Genomic DNA, 19244 nt, shown 5'->3' on the forward strand with positions numbered 1-19244 from the left:
TAAACCTTTTTCAACACCTTTAACTGTATATTTGCACAGCATTATAGCAATTCAAATCCAGTTCTAGCAAAAGAATCTGACGATGCAGTTATTCAACTATATAGATGAAAAAGCCGAAACAATCCTTTTCCTAAATGCCCCAAGCCGAAGCTCATCAAATACTCTTAGACTCCCTCCGAAACCGTCTTCATAGACACGGGCAGCGTTACTTCCCCAAGTAACATTCGAGCCGTTACTTTCTTCAACCAACAGCAAAGAGCGGGAATTACTAGAGGTATTACGCTTAATGGGAATCTGAGGCTTGTTTGGCTCTCTCATATGGCAACATACTAGAAGACGAGGGTTATGCGTTTCCTTGCTAACCCAAAAACTGATCACACAAAAACTGGGGGCATACAAACTCGTTTTGGACAGAAATCGTTTAGAGTCATAGCTTAAATTAATAAAGCATGAATCAACTTAAGTATAAACAAAGTCGCTTACTTAGCTTTCCTGTTTTGATGTTGCAGTTCACATATTCGTAACTATCAGAATTTGTTACCTAATAGTTCGTGCTAATGCTACTATTTGCATTCAATCGAATTAATGATGTGATTACGTGAGTCCATTGAACTAAACATAAGGGAGTATATGGGTTTAGCTGAAGCTTTGATTAGTATTCCACAGTCTGAAAGAGGCGGTGAGATTGCTCAACGTGGGTTTGACTATCAAACTTGCTGGGCGTTGTCTCAAATGCTGGAATATGAACTAGATGAAAAGAACTATGTGTTTATCTTCGAATATCATGATGATGTTCTTATTCTTGATGACGAAGTTTCCCCAACAGACCTCACATTTGCTCAAGTAAAAACAAGAGAAAAACACTGGACTGCATCAATTCTGAGTAGTAGTACTAAGAAGAAACCCGTATCGATCATTGGTAAGTTATTTATTCATTATAAGAATTTCGCCGAATATTCACCTAAGCTACTTTTTGTTACTAATGCCTCTTTCAATCTGTGTGAGGAAAACGGTGGTAAGTCTTGTTTTGGTGCAAATGAAGTCAAAAAAGAGCATCAGACGAGCTTTAAGAAAGCAATCAAAGATCAAGTAGAGCTTGATGACTCCAGTATCGATCTTTCTGTCATGCGATTTGTCCAATCCTCATTAAGCCTAGATGACCACATTACACATCTAAAAGGTAAACTATGCGATTTCCTTAGCAAGAAGTTTGGCGATAGTACTAACCTGAGTGTCAATGCATTAGCATCTTTGCTTGAACAGGCGTGTCGAGACAAATCCAAGGTAAAATCCGCAGATATTATTGATTTTTCAGATCTTATCTCTCGAAAAGGTTTCTCATCAGAAGCGTTGAACGGTGTACTTGATTCCTTGAATGTAAGTAATAGTTTAAAGCCCGATTGGAACAAAGCGAGTCCCCTATTCACTGATCTTGGCAAAACATCGCTCCAGCTTATTATACTGCAAGCCACTTTCTCACAAGTTTGCATCGAACTTAACCAAAACACAAAAAATCCATCGACCGTATATCTAGAGTATGCAATTAGCCTTTACGATGAGGCGAGTGTCCACTCGGATTTGAAACTATACGTGACTGAAACTATGCACAAAATTGATGCACTTTGTCCAGATTATGCATTGACTCTAAAGTCAGGGAAGAAAGAATGTATCGTTGTTTACTCAGTGATCCAGAAGCTATTTGAGGGAGGTGAAGAATGAAAAGCATCTACTTCAAAAGTGCTCATATATTATCCCTTCGCGATAAGAAAGGGTTTTCTTTCAAGTTCTCACCTGACATAAATATCATTACAGGTGAGAACGACACAGGTAAATCTAGCTTTATTAAGAGTCTATATCATACATTAGGTGCCGATATTCGACTGGATAAAAAGTGGAAAGAAGATGACTTTGTTTCAAAAGTTGTTATTTGTGTCAGTAATCGTGACTACGCGTTTCTTCGCCACGAAAAACGTATTTCCATCTTCGATATAACAGAAGGACAAGAGCATCACTTAGTGACCTCTAGTTCTCGCACAGATATTGCTTTAACTGTACGTGATATTTTTGATTTCAATTTGGAACTTGTGACAAAAAGTAATTTGGTTCAGGGACAAGCACAACCAGCAAGTCTCTATCTTCCTTACTATATTGATCAAGATAACGGTTGGGGAAAAGTTTTAGATTCATTTAGCAGCTTGGCAATGTATAAGGACTGGCAAAATAATATCTTGAATTTTCATACTGGTGTAAAGCCAAAGGAATATTACACTTTACAAGGAAAGATTAATTTAATTGATATCGATCTTGTTGAAATCCGAGCGACGTTAAAAGCTCTAGAGGCAGCTAAGAAGAGATTCGAAGAGTCATTTGGAAGAGTACTTTTTGATGTGGATGTACAATATTATGAAGAGCTGCTTGAGCGCTTTCTTCACAAGTGCCAAGACCTACATAAAGAAGAGACAGAATACAGAATTAAGCTTATTGAAGTATTGTCTCTACGGGATGAACTAGTAGCAGAAATCGAAGAGTCGAAAAGACAGCTCGACGAAAATAATATAGATTCCTTGCCACCATCAGCAGGCTTAGAAGCGAGGTATGCGGTACTTGAACACAGAGACAAGCTATTGCAAATCATACCAGAGTTGTATGAGCAAAAGTCTGTATATGATGATCAAATCACTAAAATAAAAGAAGATTTGAAAAATGCTAAAAGACTAAGCTCAGAACTCAAAGAGATGCTTCAGGAAGTCAAAGAGCAATTGTCTCTTCAGGACGTTATTAACTCTCAGGCAAGTAAGCAGGTTGAGGTGACTTTCGATGAGCAAATTAATGAATTGCTGCAAAAAATTGGTGAATTGGATGTTGTTAGAACTAAGCTTTCAAAAGAAATAGCAAAGTTCGAAGATAAGAAACGAGCAAAAGAAATCAATGACAAGTTTAAAGAGTCACTGAAGTTTGCACAAACTGAGTTAGGTATCAAAGATCCTAAAGTTGGAACTATTCTTCAATATGGTCCGATTTCTAAGAGCGAAACAGGCAGTCGTGCTCCAAGAGCAATATTGGCTTATCACTATGCTCTTCTCAAAACAATAGAAGACAAATCGACAAGCCCTATGCTTCCAGTGGTAATTGACTCGCCTAAACAGCAAGATCCAGATCCGCGCACAACGAAAAAGCTATTCGATTTATGTATTGATGGTCTATCAACTAGTTGTCAACTAATTATCGGCTCTGTTTCATTAGAAAGAGAAACGAATCAGTTTAAAACGCTGACTATGACTGACAAATACAGTCTGTTAAAACCAGAGCTTTACAATCAGGTTTATCAAGAGATTATGCCTCTTTATCAAAAAGCTGCGTTATCATAACCTGAATCATTAATATGGAGACACACTCAACTAATGGGTGTGTCTCCACATAGTTACACTGGCTCTCAACTAAACTAGCCTATTCAATTAACCTAACTTCACCATCAGTTAGCTCATTGCAAATCTTGAGGCTGGGGCCTACATTGCTTTTTGTCTATCCATTAGCTCAAGTATTAAACATTAGATCTTAGTAACTTGCTCTACATAGAAACTAACTCTTTTTTGGACAATTCTGTTTTAGGGAGTTTGCTAATTTAGCTATTCATAAATAAGTTCTGGTATTGAAAACTGGCTACTAGCTACCGACTAATATCTCAAAATCATCCGCAGTCCTCACCACCATCATCTCACTTCTGCCACTGTGGGTGAAAAATTCGAACAAGTCTACTTGACCTGTCTAATACTCTACAGTTCATACTATCCAAATACTAAGAACACTTGGGTCAAATCTCACATGTACTTGATTTCGGAATTGGCAGCAAAGGCTGGCATCTCTCGCACCACCTTACTCTATTACGAGAAGTTAGGGCTGATTAACGGTCAGCGTCTTGACAATGGATATCGCTATTACAACGAAAACGATTTGCAACGACTGTTTTTGATTCAGCAACTTCAAAGCGCAGGACTCTCATTGAAAGAGTGCGAACAGTGCTTAGTCGCGAAGTTAAGTAGAAGCTTATTAGAAAATCGGCTGACGCAACTCAACCATGAAATTGATAAAAAAATCCAGGCTCGTGAGTTGCTACTGGCGTTACTTGGGGAGCGTCCACAAAGAGAGTTACATTACTCTCTTAGTCAAAGTGCGCCTAGCGCTTACTTAAACTGGTTAAGTACGCAGGGTTACAGTGAAAAAGAAGCGCTCCGATTAAAGTGGCTATCAAAAGATATGAACGAACACGAGAGTTACATGAAAGACTTTATGACTGTCTTTGCAACATTAGAAAGATGGGGGACAGGGAGTCACAAGGACTCTTTAAAAGCGATTTCATTAATGTCTCCTCAGACAATGACCGATATTTTAGACATTGGTTGCGGCACTGGCACCTCAACATTACTGCTAGCCGATAACAGTACCGCGCACATTACCGCCGTGGATAATGAGCCTATTGCCATCGAACAGCTCAATAAAAAAATCCAAAATGCACAGTTACATGAGCGGATTTCTCCTGTTTGTGCCTCTATGACGGAACTGCCATTTCAGGCAAAGAGTTTTGATGCCATTTGGGCGGAAGGCTGCGTCTACATTATGGGAATGGAGAACGCACTAAAACAATGGAAGCCTCTGTTGAAAGACAATGGCGTCTTGATGGTGAGTGATTTGGTTTGGCTCACTGACTCTCCCGACGAAGAGACAAAACAGTTTTGGCTGGCAGACTACCCAGACATTCAATCGATACCTAAACGGCTCGCTCTGTTCAAAAAGCATGGCTACGAAATGATCGAACACTTCTCATTAGGCGTCGATGCATGGCAAAACTACTGGCAACCGCTGCAAAGCCGAGTTGAGGAATTACAAGCTGTTATGCCTGCGTCCCAAGCGTTACTGGACATTAAGAAAGAGATTTCAGTTTACGAGCGCAGTGCCGCAAAAGACTTTACCTATCAGTACTTTATTTTAAAAAATTGCAAACTAGAGATAGATATATGAAATACGCTTTGTACAAACAAGAACAAGCTCAAGAAATCATTACACTGTTCAATAACACATTTTCGGATTCAGAAGGTAAAGAAGAAGGTGCATTAATTGCGAAACTCGTGGAAGACTTTCTCACTTTACCAACCAAAGATGAGGATCTTTATGTTTTTATTGCTCAAGATGAAAGTGAACGCATTGTCGGTAGCATTATTTTCTCTCGCCTATCGTTTCCAAATGGTGAAAACATATTCCTTTTAGCTCCCGTGGCCGTTGCAACAGATTGCCATGGGCAAGGTGTAGGTCAAGGATTGATCAAATTTGGGTTAGCGACACTGAAAGAAAAAGGCGTCACCGTTGCCATTACTTACGGGGATATCAACTTTTACTCAAAAATAGGATTCGCTCCAATCAGTCAGGACGTAGTTCAAGCTCCGCTAGGCTTATCCTACCCTGAAGGATGGATTGCCCAATCTTTGGTTGGTGAAGTAATCCCTCACGTTGTGGGCAAACCAACATGCTTACCTGCTATCGACAATCCTTATTATTGGTAGTTAATTGGCGTGAAAACCCCTTCGTTTCTGAATTTAGATGGCTATGCTTAAACGCTATTTTCTAAGCGGCGCTCTTACCATGCTCACCTAGTCACAACGGACATACCGTGTATGTTCTAAGCAATTATTCTTTGATAACCTGTAGAAACCACTGATAAATTTGAGGGCTATGATGAAAGTAAGAAAAGCCGTTTTAGATGACTTACCCTACCTTGTTAACTTCACTGCTGAAGAAGCAAGAGAGGCAGAGGGGAGCATTAAGATCCCAGAAACACTTGAAAAGGGCATTCTAGTCGCGCTTCGTGACCCTTCAATTGCTACCTATTGGGTTTTAGTTGATGAGAACAACACTCCCGTAGGGAGTGTCTCTGCGGTTCGCGAGTGGAGCGACTGGAACGCTGGTTATTACTGGTGGATTCAAAGCATGTTCTTATCCAAATCACAGCGAGGCAAGGGTCATATGTCATTGCTTTTGGATGCGGTAAAACATGAAATGAAGGAACAAAATGGCTTAGAGCTGCGCCTATATGTTCACAAAGACAACAGAACGGCTGTTAGAGCTTATCAAAATGCTCATTTTTCAAAGTCCGATTATGAAATCATGATTTTAAGCGATTGAGAATGAGTTTTAGTCAAATAGCTTCATTTAATGTGAAGCTATTTGGATATAAAATACGACTAGGCGATGACCGTTTTTGTTTTCATAAGTTCGCTGTGCTCCAACGCTTCGGCCATCTGTTCGAATTTAAAATATACGGGTAAACTAACGTCAAAACTGCCTTTTGAAATACGCTCAAGCAGCGCTTCACCATTTTGCATTAATGCATGCCAATCATCTTTATCACCAAAATTATGTAACGCTCCAAGGGCTATTTCGTGGTAAGAAATAGTGCGTGTAAATGGAGGGTCAATGGGTTTAGCAATACGATCTTGAATGCAGACAATATGTCCATTCGCTCTTAACAGTGGCACTAAATGGGCGGCATTTTCCCCACTCACCGCATCAAAAATGGCTAAGTATTTCATGTCGATTTGAGATTGCTCTCGATAAACGTGGCGAATACCTAACCTTTTGGCTCGCTCTTCGCCCAGACTAGTTGAGACAACATCAACCACATAACCAGCATTGACAAGGAACTGGGATAACAAATTATTCACCGCGCCAAAACCAACGACAAGCACTTCTCTTTGTCGGGTTAATGGAATTTTTTCAAATGCCTGCCATGCAGTCAGCATCGGACAAGGCAGTGCCGCAGCAAGTTCAAAAGATAGGCCCTCAGGCAGTGTCATCACTCGCTCAACGTTCAAAACCGTATATTCAGCGAAGCTACCATGGCGATTTAGTGAACCATGATATGCCACTCGACGGCCAATCAAACTTGTGTCAACTTTAGACCCTACTTGTACGACGACGCCTGCACCATCAACACCTGGAACATGACCATTCGGCCAATTTAAAGGGTTGGCTTTAATAAATTTCCAATCGACAGGGTTAATACCAATCGCTTTGTTTTGTACTAAGATCTCGCTGTCATCTAAAGCTGGTATTTCAGCCTTACCTAAAACAAGACTGTGTGTCTCAGTTTGATATTGCCAAATTCGATAGGGTTCCATATCACTTCCACTCGCTTAATGAAAAGGTTAGGCACCAAAGAGTTATCGTCCTTGGTACCTAGTGTATTAGGCCTGATAAGTTGGATAATCGGTGTAGCCTTCGGCTCCGCCTCCATACAAGGTTAACCTAGCATCGGCATCAAACTCGGCCAATGGTAAATCATGAGCAAATCGGGCGACTAAATCTGGATTCGTTACAAAAGGAGTACCAAAGGCAACGAAATCAGCATACTGCTTATCTAGCAACTGTTGGGCAGATTGCTTGGCCAACTTTCCTGCAACCATGATTGGATTAGAGTATATTCGGCGTACTTGCTGGCGAAACTCTTCAGGCACCTCTACATAGCGTGATATGTTTTCTGAAAAATGCACATACGCAAGGTTCATCGGTTGTAGTTTTTCCAGCAATGCTAACGTTAGTGGAACAATTTCAACATCATCCCCAGCAAAACCCTCTCCGATATGAGGAGACAGACGAACCGCTACTCTTTCCCCACCAATTTCCTCGGTAAGTGCTTGTAACGTATCAACCAGAAAGCGCATACGATTCTCTTGGCTGCCACCATATTGATCACTTCTTTGGTTGCTTTCTAAGCGTAAAAAGGTATCAAACAAGTAACCATGCGCAGCATGTACTTCAACACCATCAAACCCTGCTTCAACAGCATTTCTTGCAGCTTGAACAAAGTCGGCAATGGTTGCTTGGATTTCATCTGCACTCATTGTTTTTGGCTGCTGGGTCTCCACCATGCCAAACCCGCCTTCAGGTAATGGGCCGAAGACCTGATCTGGAATCTTTATCGCTGATGGTGCCAGGGGTTGTGAACCTGAAATATCGGAATGACTACGACGGCCAACATGCCAGAGTTGGATAAATATCTTACCCCCTTCCTCATGAACAGCCTGAGTCACTTTCTTCCAGCCTTCAATGTGTTCTTCTGTGTAAATGCCTGGCGTCATAGAGTAGCCCCGACCAACGGCTGAGACAGGTGCGCCTTCTGTGACAATCAAGCCAGCACTAGCACGTTGACGGTAGTAGGTTGCCATCATCTCGTTTGGTACATCACCAGGTTGAGACGTGCGTGAACGAGTCATCGGCGCCATAGCGATACGGTTGCTAGTCTCGAGTCCGTGACCTTTAAATACCTTAAACATACTTCCCCCTTAAGCTTTATACGTTGGGTAATCAATAAGCCCTTTTTCACCGCCACCAAACAAGGTGTTTGGATCGTGCTCTGCGAACGGGTAACCATGAAGTAGACGTTCAGGAAGATCAGGATTCGCAACAAAAGGGCGACCAAAGCCGATCATATCAGCCAGTCCGTCATCAATGGCTTGCTCCGCTTTTTCCGCATTATAACGACCTGCGTAAATCAAAATGCCTTGATAAGCCTCACGTAAGGCACGTTTGAAAGAAACTGGCGTATCAGGGGCGTCATCCCAATCGACTTCAGCGATATGCAGATAAACGATACCGTGCTTATTTAGTACCGCAGCGGCAGCGGTATAAGTTTCGATAGGGTTCGAATCTACCGTACCATTTAAGGTAGTCAAAGGAGCCAGACGCACCCCAACACGGTCAGCGCCAATCGCTTCAACTAATGCTGCAACAACTTCATCAAGAAAACGAAGACGATTTTCCAGGCTACCACCGTATTCATCACTGCGGCTGTTAGCTTCGGAGTCTATGAATTGGTTGATCAAATAACCATTCGCCGCATGCAGTTCAATACCATCAAAGCCTGCCTCAACAGCATTCAATGCCGCTTGACGATAATCTGCGATGACTTGTTGAATATCCGCTTTTGTCATTGATCTAGGCTGGACGACGTCAACAAAACCAGGTTCATCACTGCCATTATCAACGAATACTTTTACGTTTTCCGCTTTTAACGCTGATGAAGAAATCGGTTGATCACCACCAATGTTATCTGGGTGAGTGACTCTACCTACATGCCACAGCTGAGCAAAAATTGCGCCATTTTCTGCATGCACTGCTTGAGTTACTTTACGCCAGCCTTCAATCTGCTCAGGTGTGTATATACCTGGCGTCCACGCATAGCCTTTTGCATTTGGGGAAATTTGTGTTCCTTCGGAGACAATTAAACCTGCACTGGCTCTCTGAGCGTAATAAGTCGCCATCATGTCATTAGCGACATCCCCAGGTTGAGTTGCTCTGGAGCGTGTCATCGGTGGCATGACGATGCGGTTTTTGAGTGTCAAGGACCCCAATTGGATAGGTTGAAAAAGTGATTTAGACATAATAAGCCCTCTTATTTCTTGAGAGGGATACTAACAAACTCAACGCATTACATTGATAGCAACAAAGACAAATGATAGTTGTTAAAATTGCAATAATTTGGATCAATGAAAAAGAGATAACTGAATATAGCTTCACTATAAAGCATGCTTCCATTGCCTTGTGTTATGGGACATTGGCGAATATGTTTGTCTAAAACGAGTTATAGGCACCTTCACTTATCACTGTTGTTAAGGAGAAATATGGATACTAAGGGCAAAACCATTCAGTCGTTGGAGCGCGGTTTCATGATTTTAGAAACACTCTCTTTCGCAGAATCGCCACTGTCTCTGCAAGACATTACCCAATCAGTAAAATTAGCGAAAACAACCGTATATGGGCTGCTCGCAACGTTAGTCAAACTAGGCTATGTAGAACGTACCAAACAAACATACCAACTCGGTTTAAGACTGAGAGAGCTATCTAAGCCACTCGAACAACGGGACGAACTTGTTCGTCGCCATTTTTACCCACTTCTAAAGAAAATGGCACTGCTTTCCAATAACACAGCTTATCTCGCAATCCAAAGTGGGGCTGATGAGTACCTTTATATCGACGCAATAGAAAAAGATAATCCCTTGACGATACGCAGCCCAAGAGGACGCCGAGAAAGTTTAATTGAGTCTGCCATTGGCAAAATATTTGTTTCTTTTAACCCTCAACTAAAAAGAATACTAAGAATGCAAGGTGCGTTAACACCATGCTTAGAGATGGAAATTGAGCAGATTTGCCAACAAGGATTTTCATTGGATCTAGAACAAGCAGAGCCTGGGCTGCACTGTTTGGCTATTCCTCTTTATATGAATGGTGATCTTGTCGCGGCTGCGGGTTTAAGTGGTGCTGCTGATGAACTCACGGAGGCAAAATTGCGTCATTTCGCTCAAGTATTTCTGAAGTAATTCGACATTATCGAATCTTATCTACTTTTCCCACGAATCGCATCCCTCCTAGGATTTATCTAATTAAACTAATCCCGTCATTCACGATCATAATTAGGAGACGCCTGTGATTTCTCTCAACTTAGCAAAACAGATCGCTGCGGTAGCTATACAACAAGCGAAACAACAAGAATTTAACATCTGTGTCAGTGTCGTTGATCAGGCTGGATTATTAGTCCATTTTGAACGCATGGATAATGCGTTGCTCGGCGCGATTGATGTGGCAATAAAAAAGGCCAGAACAGCAGCGCTTTTCCAAACCAATAGTGCTGAGCTTGGTGCGATCGCACAACCTGGAGGTGCGATTTATACACTTGAAGCCACGAATGGAGGACTTATTTCCTTTGGTGGTGGTGTGATACTTCGTAACGAGCAAGGTAATGTCATTGGGGCTATCGGGGTTGCAGGAGCGACCGTTGAAGCCGATGAAGCCATTGCACAACTTGCAGCTCGTCAATAAGGAGACCCAGATGAAAACGGTGGTGATTACTGGCGCAGCTTCTGGCATGGGGTTAGCGGCTAGTAAGTTGTTTCTAGAAAAGCATTGGCGCGTTCTGATGATAGACTCCAATGAGGAGCACGGGCAACAGCAATGTTTGAAACTTCAAAGCCAAGGTTTTACTGAGGTTTATTTTCAACAGTGTGATATCACTCAAGCATCACAGGTCTCGCAGGTCGCCGAGTTTGCAATTGACAACTTTGGACAAGTTGACAGCGTGATCAACAATGCTGGAGTTTGGCGTGGTGGTGAACTACATCAAACAACAGAGACAGATTGGGACTTATTGTTTGATGTTGATGTGAAATCGATATTTTTGATGAGTAAGTACTTTGTGCCATACATGATTGCACAAGGTGGAGGGACCATTGTAAATACTGCTTCAGTATCAGGGCTGAATGGGGATCATCAGATGGCAGCCTACAATGCAGCAAAAGGAGCAGTTGTTAACTTAGTCCGAGCGATGGCACTCGATTATGGAAAATATAACATTAGAGTAAACAATGTATGTCCTGCCGCTTGCGCTACTCCAATGTTTCTTGCCAACGCCAAAGAAGTGATTGACACATTTAATCAGGCCAACCCTCTAGGCAGGATCTGCACGCCAGAGGAAGTCGCTGAAGCAATGTACTTCTTGGCCTCTGATGCATCAAGCTCATGCAATGGTATCAACCTACCTATTTCTGGTGGCTTAGAGCTGCATACTGGTCAACCGATACAATAAAATCGATATAAAAGCGAGGTCGGCAACGACCTCGCTTGGAACGATTTACAGATCCAGTTTCGGCTGAATAAAATCGATAAAAGCAGAAATCCGCTTGGCAACAGAAGAAGACTTATAGTAGACCGCATTAATTTGCTCCCTGCCTGAGTTGCCGATTTTTTCACCTTCTAACAACGCAATTAATCTTCCTTCCGCAATATCTTTTTTCACCATAAAGCCTGATAGGCAGGCGATTCCATTTCCCATCAATGCTAGCTGTCTCACCGTTTCACCGTTACTTGAGGTCAGCGTGGGTGTCAGCCCTGAAAATCCTTTCAGAGGCCATTCGTTGAGTGTTTTTGGTGTTGAAAATCCGATGGTATCGTGATGTTCCAAATCACTGCTCTTACTCGGAAAGCCGCGCTTTGATAAATAATCAGGTGAAGCAACAATGTAAAGTAAACTTCGGCCAAGAGGCCTTGCATGTAAAGTTGAATCATTTAATGCACCGATACGAATAGCGATATCGGTTTTCTTTTCTAGCAAATCAACAAAACCTTCATTAGAAGTTAACTCCAACTCAATATCAGGATAGGCTTGATTAAATGGCTGAACGAGTGGAACTAACTGGTGAAACACAAATGGACTGGCGGCATCAACACGCAGCCGCCCTTTGGGTAATTCCCCACGGGATATGATCTCGTCTTCCGCTTGCTGCAACTGCATCAGCCCTATTCTTACCGACTCAACGAATTGCCGCCCCTCATCCGTTAATTCAATCCGTCTTGTGGTTCGGTTTAATATCGTCACGCCAAGTTGGCTTTCTACCTTACTCACCGCTCGTGATACGCGTGCCACCTGTATATCGAGACTTTCTGCTGCCGAAGTAAATCCGCCAGCATCAACGACAGTAAGTAGAATTTCTAAATCGTCCGATTTCGTGCGCATGCTTGCCTACCATTTACTCTACAGTTTCGCTTTAATTATTGCATTTATAACAAATATTATTTGTTAAATAACCTATTTTTTGCAACGACATTTCCACGCAAAATCCCTCCATCAAATCACGACAGCGCGACACGTTAATAAGCACATTCGCTGCTGTGTACTAGAACCTAACAAAAGAGAGTAAATGATATGCCATTAGCACTTCTCGCATTGACGCTCAGCGCCTTTGCTATCGGAACAACGGAGTTTGTGATCGTGGGATTGATCCCGACCATGGCTTCTGACTTAAATGTCTCACTACCATCCGCAGGGCTGCTGGTGAGCCTTTATGCACTCGGTGTTGCGATTGGCGCACCTGTTTTAACCGCGCTAACGGGAAAGTGGAACCGTAAGCACGTGCTCATTACTGTTATGTCACTGTTTGTGATTGGCAACTTATTGGCATGGCAAGCACCTGGTTACAACACCCTTATCGTTGCTCGTATTTTGACTGGTTTAGCCCATGGTGTGTTCTTCTCAATCGGCTCCACAATTGCGACTGGCCTAGTACCTAAAGAAAAAGCAGCCAGCGCGATTGCGATTATGTTCACAGGATTAACCGTTGCATTAGTAACGGGCGTGCCGCTTGGTACTTACATCGGCCAAACCTTTGGTTGGCAATCGACGTTTTTGATTGTAGCGCTGTTAGGACTGATTGCCTTGATTGGTAGTGCTTTATTGGTGCCAAGCAACCTAAAACAGCCTGCTGCCGCTAAACTGTCATCACAACTAAAAGTGTTAACGCAACCAAGACTACTACTGGTTTATGCCATCACAGCACTCGGTTACGGTGGTACCTTTACCGCTTTCACTTTTCTTGCGCCGATTTTGCAACAGGAAACAGGATTCAGCGCCAATGCAATCAGCCTAATTATGTTGGTATACGGCGTATCAGTAGCGATTGGTAATATTTGGGGCGGCAAAATGGCCGATAAGATGGGGCCAATAAAAGCACTGACGATTATTTTTGCAGGACTCGCCACCGTATTAGTTGTATTTAACTTTACGGCCATTAACCCTATAGCAGCGGTAGCGACTATTTTAGTTTGGGGGGCCTTTGCATTCGGTAATGTTCCTGGTTTACAAGTCTATGTGGTTAAACTAGCTGAAAAATACACTCCTGATGCGGTAGACGTCGCTTCTGGTCTAAACATTGCGGCGTTTAACGTGGGTATTGCGCTTGGCTCTTGGGGAGGCGGTATGATTGTGTCAGAAATGGGCTTAATGCATACCCCTTGGATTGGAGCCGTGATAGTGATCGTTGCGCTCACTCTTACTCGAATGAGTGGACGTCTTGATAAACGTACAGAAGTTCATTTGTCGGAAGCAAACGTACTTGTGAAGTAAGTATCACGACAATGGTTAAAAGCTGGTCAAGGCTCGGCATTGACCAGCTAACTCTTACTTATAATCAACTTAGGTAGCTCACAATGAAAACGGTTTTTATCACTGGCGCCAATCGAGGCTTAGGCCTAGAGCTTGTTAAACAATACGCTCAGCGTGGGTGGTGTGTGATTGCATGCTGCCGCGACATCAACACAGCTCAGGCATTGTCTCTCTTGGCACAAACTTATCCAACCATTTGTATTCATCCGCTCGACGTGAGTAATGAGTCCCATATTCTCGCTTTGACAGAAAAATTTGCGGGCATCGCCATTGATGTACTTATTCATAACGCAGGAGTGAGCGGAGATGAATGTGAAAGCCTAGGCAACATGGGGCAAAAGGAGTGGATAAATGTATTAAACGTCAACACCATTGCGCCCATGTTAATCACGCAGGCTTTGCTTAATAACATTCTTGCGGGTGAAGATAAAACCATCATTGGGATGACTTCAATACTCGCTAGCATCGATGACAACCGCTCTGGTGGTCGATACAGCTATCGCGCATCAAAAGCCGCCCTCAACCAAATAATTAAATCTCTGGCTTGTGAGCTATCCGAAGTGGGAGTGAAGACTATGGCAATTCATCCTGGTTGGGTACAAACCGATATGGGCGGAAAGGATGGCAAGGTAACAGTAGAAGAGAGTGTTAAAGGCATGCTTAATGTTATCGACAATTTAAAACTTAAGCATTCAGGTTCATTTTTTGTCTACGATGGCACTCAATTGCCGTGGTAAGCCCTGTAGTTACGTCACATGCAAGTTCTAAGGGTATGATATGCTTTTATTTATAGTTTTAATCCTTTCTATTGTCGGTTTGATCTGGTGGTATTTACACAAAGTCTCCCGTGATATTTCCCAAATTGACTGGGATTGGGATGACGATGAGATCCTATAAATTGATATTGCCTGAATCTATGGCAGGTCACATTACATATTCTAAGGAAAAACTACGAGCCTGCTCTGGACTGAGTAAATACTTTAACGTGAAATGGGGCAGAAATACGTTAGTGCAAATGAACTAACGTATTTATTTAGGGTAAGAAAAAGTATCTTGAAGCCTTAACGCTAGTATCTATTGGAGGTTCTCTTTTATCCTATCAAACCAACCATAGACCTCTTCATAAGCTCCAAGCTGTCTGAGATCCTCGACAGTGACAAGCGGGGCTGCTTTTTCGGATAGAATCCTTTTTATCGATCCTGCGCCTTCACCAGCTATTTCATTATTGCCCGCAGCCTTTAGCTCCTTCAAAAATATCGATAAATCCTTTGGAATATTCTTATGTTTCCATTCATTTTCCCAACCATCCACTAAGTCAATGAAGTCATCGTCAATAGGGTAAACTTCTTTAAACAAGCGAGGATGAATATAATTTTCTACCTCTAGCATATTGGTTAATGTAGCCCAAGAGCCTTCTCTCTGGTTAACTTGATCGACAGCAAGCTGGTACTTAGATACATCATTATCATATATATGAACTTCGGGCTTATTCAATTTAGCTAAGTAGTTGTTATTAACCCAATGCATTAAAGTGCCACCGCCTAAGAATATCGTTAATATGCGGTCATCATTTTTCAAGTCTAGATCGAATAGTTTGCCCATATGACTAAAGAACTCAACATCAGTTGGCCCTTCCAGACAAAGGATCGTTTGCACTCCTAAGTTATCTATTGAGAGCGATACGTCAGGTAACATACCTAACGTATTGGCAATATCCTCCAAGTTTTCTTGACTCCCTTTACGAACGATAGTGGAGCCGTCTACTCGATCAACAAATCGGATTTTATCTGTATTCACCAGCCCCGCCAGAGACGGGCTATGCGTAGTAATCAGCACTTGAGTATTAGAATTTTCCGATAGATCTACAAGAGCATTAAAAAGTTCAACCTGCCATGTTGGGTGCTGTGATGTTTCGGGCTCTTCAATTGCGTAGATAACGTTACGCTCTTCTGAGTTCTTACGCTCAGCTTCCGCACGGAAGTAATTAAGCAAAATTAACCGCCTTACACCACTCCCTCTTTTATTGATCGGAATGCCATCGTCACAGTTGAATGAGAACGAAAATAATGACTCCCAAGGTTTGTGGGTCATCTCAGGAGAAAGAACATCGGCAATCTCTGGACTCATTTCCTTGAGCTTTGCCAATGTATTGTGTCCTAATTGTTCAGCTTTGATTCTAATTTGCTCTTTTACATCCTCAAGCTCAGCCTCTAATTGACTAATAGCTGTTTTTGTTATTGCTTTAAGAGGGTCTTGAACTTCTTTATCTGAGTCTTTGTTTGCACGATCAGATTGAAAAATAAAGAACAGCGGCAAGTCTAACTTTAATGACTCCCAAATTTTCTTCCCATCCTCTTTATCAATTGGGATTTCTATAACAGAAAAATCATTCAGATTTTCAACACCGTATATTGCTTGACGGATGGAAGAGCTTTTATGCTTCTTGACTTCGTTGACATCAAGCTGGTCTTTATAGCCATCTAGAAGTTTCTTTAAATCTGCAATTTTCTGGTTTATCAGAGGTGAGTCAAATGCTGTTGGGTAGTTGGCAACTAGATACGTTTTTAGGGATGATGCCGTTAGTTTATCTTTTGAACAATCCCATACTTTCTTTATAGATAGGTTGTTGTCACTATCTAGAAGATGTTCCTTTTTCAGGTCTGTTGGTACGGTATCTATCGTGTATTCCTTACCTTCAGGCTTGAAGGAGACTTGAATTGACATGAAGTCTTGACCAGCCGCATGAACGTTGTGGTCGTTAATATCTATTTTCACCGTATCATTATTGAAAAATATCTCTAATGCTTCGAGAATCGTAGATTTACCAATGTCATTTTTACCAATTATCACATTAAAATTTTCATCAAAATCGACAGACACATCCCTGTAACCACGAAAATTTTTCAACGTCAATTTTGTAATCTTCACCCCGTACTCCTTAAACCAATGAGAAATGGATTGCCACCAAAGCCATAGACACTTTGTAGCATAAGAAAGAATAGGTCAAAGAATCTCATATAGAAATGAGGTACAGAGCAGTCCTAGTTCAGAATGGGGCATAGGCTCGTTAGAGCTACTGAGGACGCAATGACTAAGTGTTTCTTAGAACTGGAAAGCAACCGAGAAGGATCCCTTCCTAGTTGCCAGCACGAAAAGGGGCAAACCTTTGTTAACTAGGTCTCGCCAGCACGCTGATGGACAGAAATGAGCTAGTGACCTTGAATGGTTAAACCCTACCGACTGTGATGATGTGGGAATTCCGATCAAAAGACGTAGATACCCACGGGCATGCCCGTGGAACTTACTATTACAACGCTAAAGCGTTGACCAAAATTACAAACAACTTACGCTGTAATTTTGGAATTGGCATTCATCCACGGGTAAACCCGTGTTTTCTGTATGCACAGAATAAAAGATAAGCTCTCAAACACTTTTAAGATAACTGAAAGACGTGATCTAGGGGGTGCGAGATTCATCTTATTTGGCAAGTGCTTCTGGAACACTCAGAAAGTCATTGAATTATGGAATGCAGACAGGATTTTTATCTCGGTAGATGAAGACTAAAACACATTGGTCTGAACCTGTAGTTCAAAACCCCCTAGTAACGCTGAAGATAAGCCAGCAACTGCACCAAGTTTTTTCAGAGATTTAGATGATTTCTTCATGCTCGATTCCTTCTTGGTTGTAGTTGATGTTGAAGTGCCTTCTCTTTGGGTCTTGCTAGTCAATGGGTAGCTTGCTGTCAGACAAGCCTCTGCCTTTACGTAGTCAGTGATTTCGTAAGTGGCACAGATGCGACCATCGGTAGCGCTTTCAGACCAATATGCTCTAGTCAACTACGTTAACTATATCACACTTTTATGAATTATAAACAAATTCATTGACTTATTAGCGTGGACTAAGAACGCGCCGCTCAGGCGCTGATTTTGTCATTTGCCCATCACTAGTTCAAGTATTTCGAAATCACGTGTTCAAATCTGAGTAACCAGCGATGCCGACACATTTTTAGGCAAAAATAAACTGGTCGCGTGACCATCGATTTGCTAATTCGATGATGATTGTGAGAGAACAACTTAGTTATACAGTTGGCTTTGTTTTATAGGATTTTACCAATCATCAGGATCACGAAGCTTTGCCTTTTCACGGCTTACAGCTTTGTCTTTAATATGTAGCTCAAGATCTAGTGAAGACAGCAGGCGCATCAGACTTTCGATACTGGACGAGGCAGGATCACGTTCAAGCTTCGATACAGTTGTCTGTTTTAGACCGACGATATCTCCGACTTTGGTTTGGTTGCGCCTTTGATTCCTGCGCACATCACGTAAATATATTCCTAATTGCTTAGGACTTGTTATGAGCATATCTACCTACCATGTCAATTAACCCCTACAGAGGATATTAGCACTTTAACCCCTTAGGGGGTTAAAGTTAATTTTACCCGCGCAAAGGGGTAATCAGTCATAGCTAGGATTAAGAGGTTTAGTTGACTAGGTAAGAACATTAGAAAACACAAGAACTTAATATATAGGTTTTCAAAGAGGTGGAATTTAACCCCCACCACACCACCACACTTAAGGTACTGATAAATAATCAGTTTTCTCATGACCAGCCCACTTAAATGACGCAATGAGTCAATTGAGTGAGGCAATGTATCAGTATAGAAGTCACCATTCTGTCTACTATGGTCGTGTTTGCGCTACCAATCGCTTTGTAGTGCTTTGACATCAGTCTTGAAACAAAGCTTGCTCTGTGGGCATTAGTGACGATGCCACCTTGATTCTCAAAGCTGGCATTGATAAGAGCTTTAACTATGTCTTATATGGTCATCGTTATATGTGTTACACCTTCAGAGGTTCATAACAACATTTATTGGCTGGTGACAGCTCTTGAATGATCTGAGTTTCACTCTCATTCAATAATTCACCAATGATTTCTAGCTCAAGACTTTTCTCTGTTAAATCTGAAGTTAATGCCAATAGCTTACTGTTTATCTGGGGGTTGAACGAGTGGTGTTCTCGTTTTAGTCGCTCTAGGATTTCCTGCTTTTTCAATATAAGAACTTTGTCTTTTTCTAACCTTTCACGGTGCGAATCAATGCTACTAAGGATCTCACCAACATCTTCTAGGTCAATGGATTTTTGTAGTTCAAATGGAAAAAGGGGTTCGAAAGAAGCATTGACCGTACCTTTCGGGTTAAGACGCTTCACCAATCTTTGTTTTTCTAAACGATACAGGTGGTTATGCATGCATTTACGCATGTCTC

At 41.9% G+C, this 19244-nt stretch carries 17 protein-coding genes; 10 read left to right on the forward strand and 7 right to left on the reverse strand.

Going from position 1 to position 19244, the window contains the following annotated elements; all coding sequences use genetic code 11:
- Window positions 1–630: 630 nt before the first annotated feature.
- From AACR75_RS06920 to AACR75_RS06940, 5 genes are all read left to right on the forward strand, one after another.
- Window positions 631–1719 carry a DUF4297 domain-containing protein gene (locus AACR75_RS06920; protein WP_025630216.1) on the forward strand — a complete coding sequence of 363 codons (1089 nt, stop codon included), beginning with the start codon at window positions 631–633 and terminating at the stop codon, window positions 1717–1719.
- Window positions 1716–3368 carry an AAA domain protein gene (locus AACR75_RS06925; RefSeq protein WP_047689312.1) on the forward strand — a complete coding sequence of 551 codons (1653 nt, stop codon included), beginning with the start codon at window positions 1716–1718 and terminating at the stop codon, window positions 3366–3368. The genes AACR75_RS06920 and AACR75_RS06925 overlap by 4 nt, the downstream gene beginning before the upstream one ends.
- A gap of 454 nt (window positions 3369–3822) precedes the next feature.
- Window positions 3823–5016 carry a methyltransferase domain-containing protein gene (locus tag AACR75_RS06930; protein WP_047689314.1) on the forward strand — a complete coding sequence of 398 codons (1194 nt, stop codon included), beginning with the start codon at window positions 3823–3825 and terminating at the stop codon, window positions 5014–5016.
- Window positions 5013–5555 (forward strand): GNAT family N-acetyltransferase, encoded by a 543-nt coding sequence (locus AACR75_RS06935; protein WP_047101821.1) that lies wholly within the window; start codon window positions 5013–5015, stop codon window positions 5553–5555. Before AACR75_RS06930 ends, AACR75_RS06935 begins: the two co-directional genes overlap by 4 nt.
- Window positions 5556–5724: 169 nt before the next feature.
- A complete protein-coding gene (locus tag AACR75_RS06940) occupies window positions 5725–6174 on the forward strand; it encodes a GNAT family N-acetyltransferase (protein WP_047689318.1) in 450 nt (149 codons plus the stop codon).
- Between the two features lie 59 nt (window positions 6175–6233).
- Here the strand turns inward: AACR75_RS06940 and AACR75_RS06945 are convergent, their stop codons facing one another.
- From AACR75_RS06945 to AACR75_RS06955, 3 genes are all read right to left on the reverse strand, one after another.
- Entirely contained in the window at window positions 6234–7169 is a 936-nt protein-coding gene (locus AACR75_RS06945; protein ID WP_047689321.1) for a zinc-binding dehydrogenase, read from the reverse strand.
- Between the two features lie 66 nt (window positions 7170–7235).
- Window positions 7236–8324: an alkene reductase gene (locus AACR75_RS06950; protein ID WP_047689323.1), complete on the reverse strand. Its 1089-nt coding sequence runs from the start codon at window positions 8322–8324 to the stop codon at window positions 7236–7238.
- A 9-nt stretch (window positions 8325–8333) separates the two neighbouring features.
- The gene (locus tag AACR75_RS06955; RefSeq protein ID WP_047689325.1) at window positions 8334–9431 is read right to left on the reverse strand and encodes an alkene reductase; all 1098 of its coding nucleotides are present in this window, start codon (window positions 9429–9431) and stop codon (window positions 8334–8336) included.
- A 240-nt stretch (window positions 9432–9671) separates the two neighbouring features.
- Between AACR75_RS06955 and AACR75_RS06960 the strand changes: the two genes are divergently transcribed.
- The 3 genes from AACR75_RS06960 to AACR75_RS06970 all read left to right on the forward strand — a co-directional run bounded on the left by AACR75_RS06960 (window position 9672) and on the right by AACR75_RS06970 (window position 11629).
- The gene (locus AACR75_RS06960; protein WP_047689327.1) at window positions 9672–10367 is read left to right on the forward strand and encodes an IclR family transcriptional regulator; all 696 of its coding nucleotides are present in this window, start codon (window positions 9672–9674) and stop codon (window positions 10365–10367) included.
- Between the two features lie 106 nt (window positions 10368–10473).
- The gene (locus AACR75_RS06965) at window positions 10474–10866 is read left to right on the forward strand and encodes a GlcG/HbpS family heme-binding protein (protein ID WP_197056798.1); all 393 of its coding nucleotides are present in this window, start codon (window positions 10474–10476) and stop codon (window positions 10864–10866) included.
- 10 nt (window positions 10867–10876) lie between these two features.
- Complete coding sequence (locus tag AACR75_RS06970; RefSeq protein ID WP_047689329.1) at window positions 10877–11629, forward strand: SDR family NAD(P)-dependent oxidoreductase; 753 nt, start codon at window positions 10877–10879, stop codon at window positions 11627–11629.
- 45 nt (window positions 11630–11674) lie between these two features.
- On the opposite strand, the gene AACR75_RS06975 is transcribed toward AACR75_RS06970, so the two are convergent.
- Window positions 11675–12556, reverse strand: coding sequence for a LysR substrate-binding domain-containing protein (locus tag AACR75_RS06975; RefSeq protein ID WP_047689332.1), 882 nt, complete (start codon window positions 12554–12556; stop codon window positions 11675–11677).
- A 189-nt stretch (window positions 12557–12745) separates the two neighbouring features.
- On the opposite strand from AACR75_RS06975, the gene AACR75_RS06980 reads away from it, so the two are divergent.
- Window positions 12746–13942 (forward strand): MFS transporter, encoded by a 1197-nt coding sequence (locus AACR75_RS06980; protein WP_047689334.1) that lies wholly within the window; start codon window positions 12746–12748, stop codon window positions 13940–13942.
- An 83-nt stretch (window positions 13943–14025) separates the two neighbouring features.
- Window positions 14026–14718, forward strand: coding sequence for an SDR family oxidoreductase (locus AACR75_RS06985; RefSeq protein ID WP_047689337.1), 693 nt, complete (start codon window positions 14026–14028; stop codon window positions 14716–14718).
- 337 nt (window positions 14719–15055) lie between these two features.
- Here the strand turns inward: AACR75_RS06985 and AACR75_RS06990 are convergent, their stop codons facing one another.
- The 3 genes from AACR75_RS06990 to AACR75_RS07000 form a co-directional block, all read right to left on the reverse strand.
- Window positions 15056–16909 (reverse strand): ATP-binding protein, encoded by a 1854-nt coding sequence (locus tag AACR75_RS06990; RefSeq protein ID WP_047689340.1) that lies wholly within the window; start codon window positions 16907–16909, stop codon window positions 15056–15058.
- 1178 nt (window positions 16910–18087) lie between these two features.
- Window positions 18088–18342 (reverse strand): helix-turn-helix domain-containing protein, encoded by a 255-nt coding sequence (locus AACR75_RS06995; RefSeq protein WP_025548549.1) that lies wholly within the window; start codon window positions 18340–18342, stop codon window positions 18088–18090.
- Window positions 18343–18819: 477 nt separating this feature from the next.
- The gene (locus AACR75_RS07000; RefSeq protein WP_156117101.1) at window positions 18820–19239 is read right to left on the reverse strand and encodes a hypothetical protein; all 420 of its coding nucleotides are present in this window, start codon (window positions 19237–19239) and stop codon (window positions 18820–18822) included.
- Window positions 19240–19244: the final 5 nt, after the last annotated feature.

It is taken from the genome of Vibrio sp. ZOR0018, assembly GCF_963865925.1.
GTDB classification, from domain to species: domain Bacteria; phylum Pseudomonadota; class Gammaproteobacteria; order Enterobacterales; family Vibrionaceae; genus Vibrio; species Vibrio anguillarum.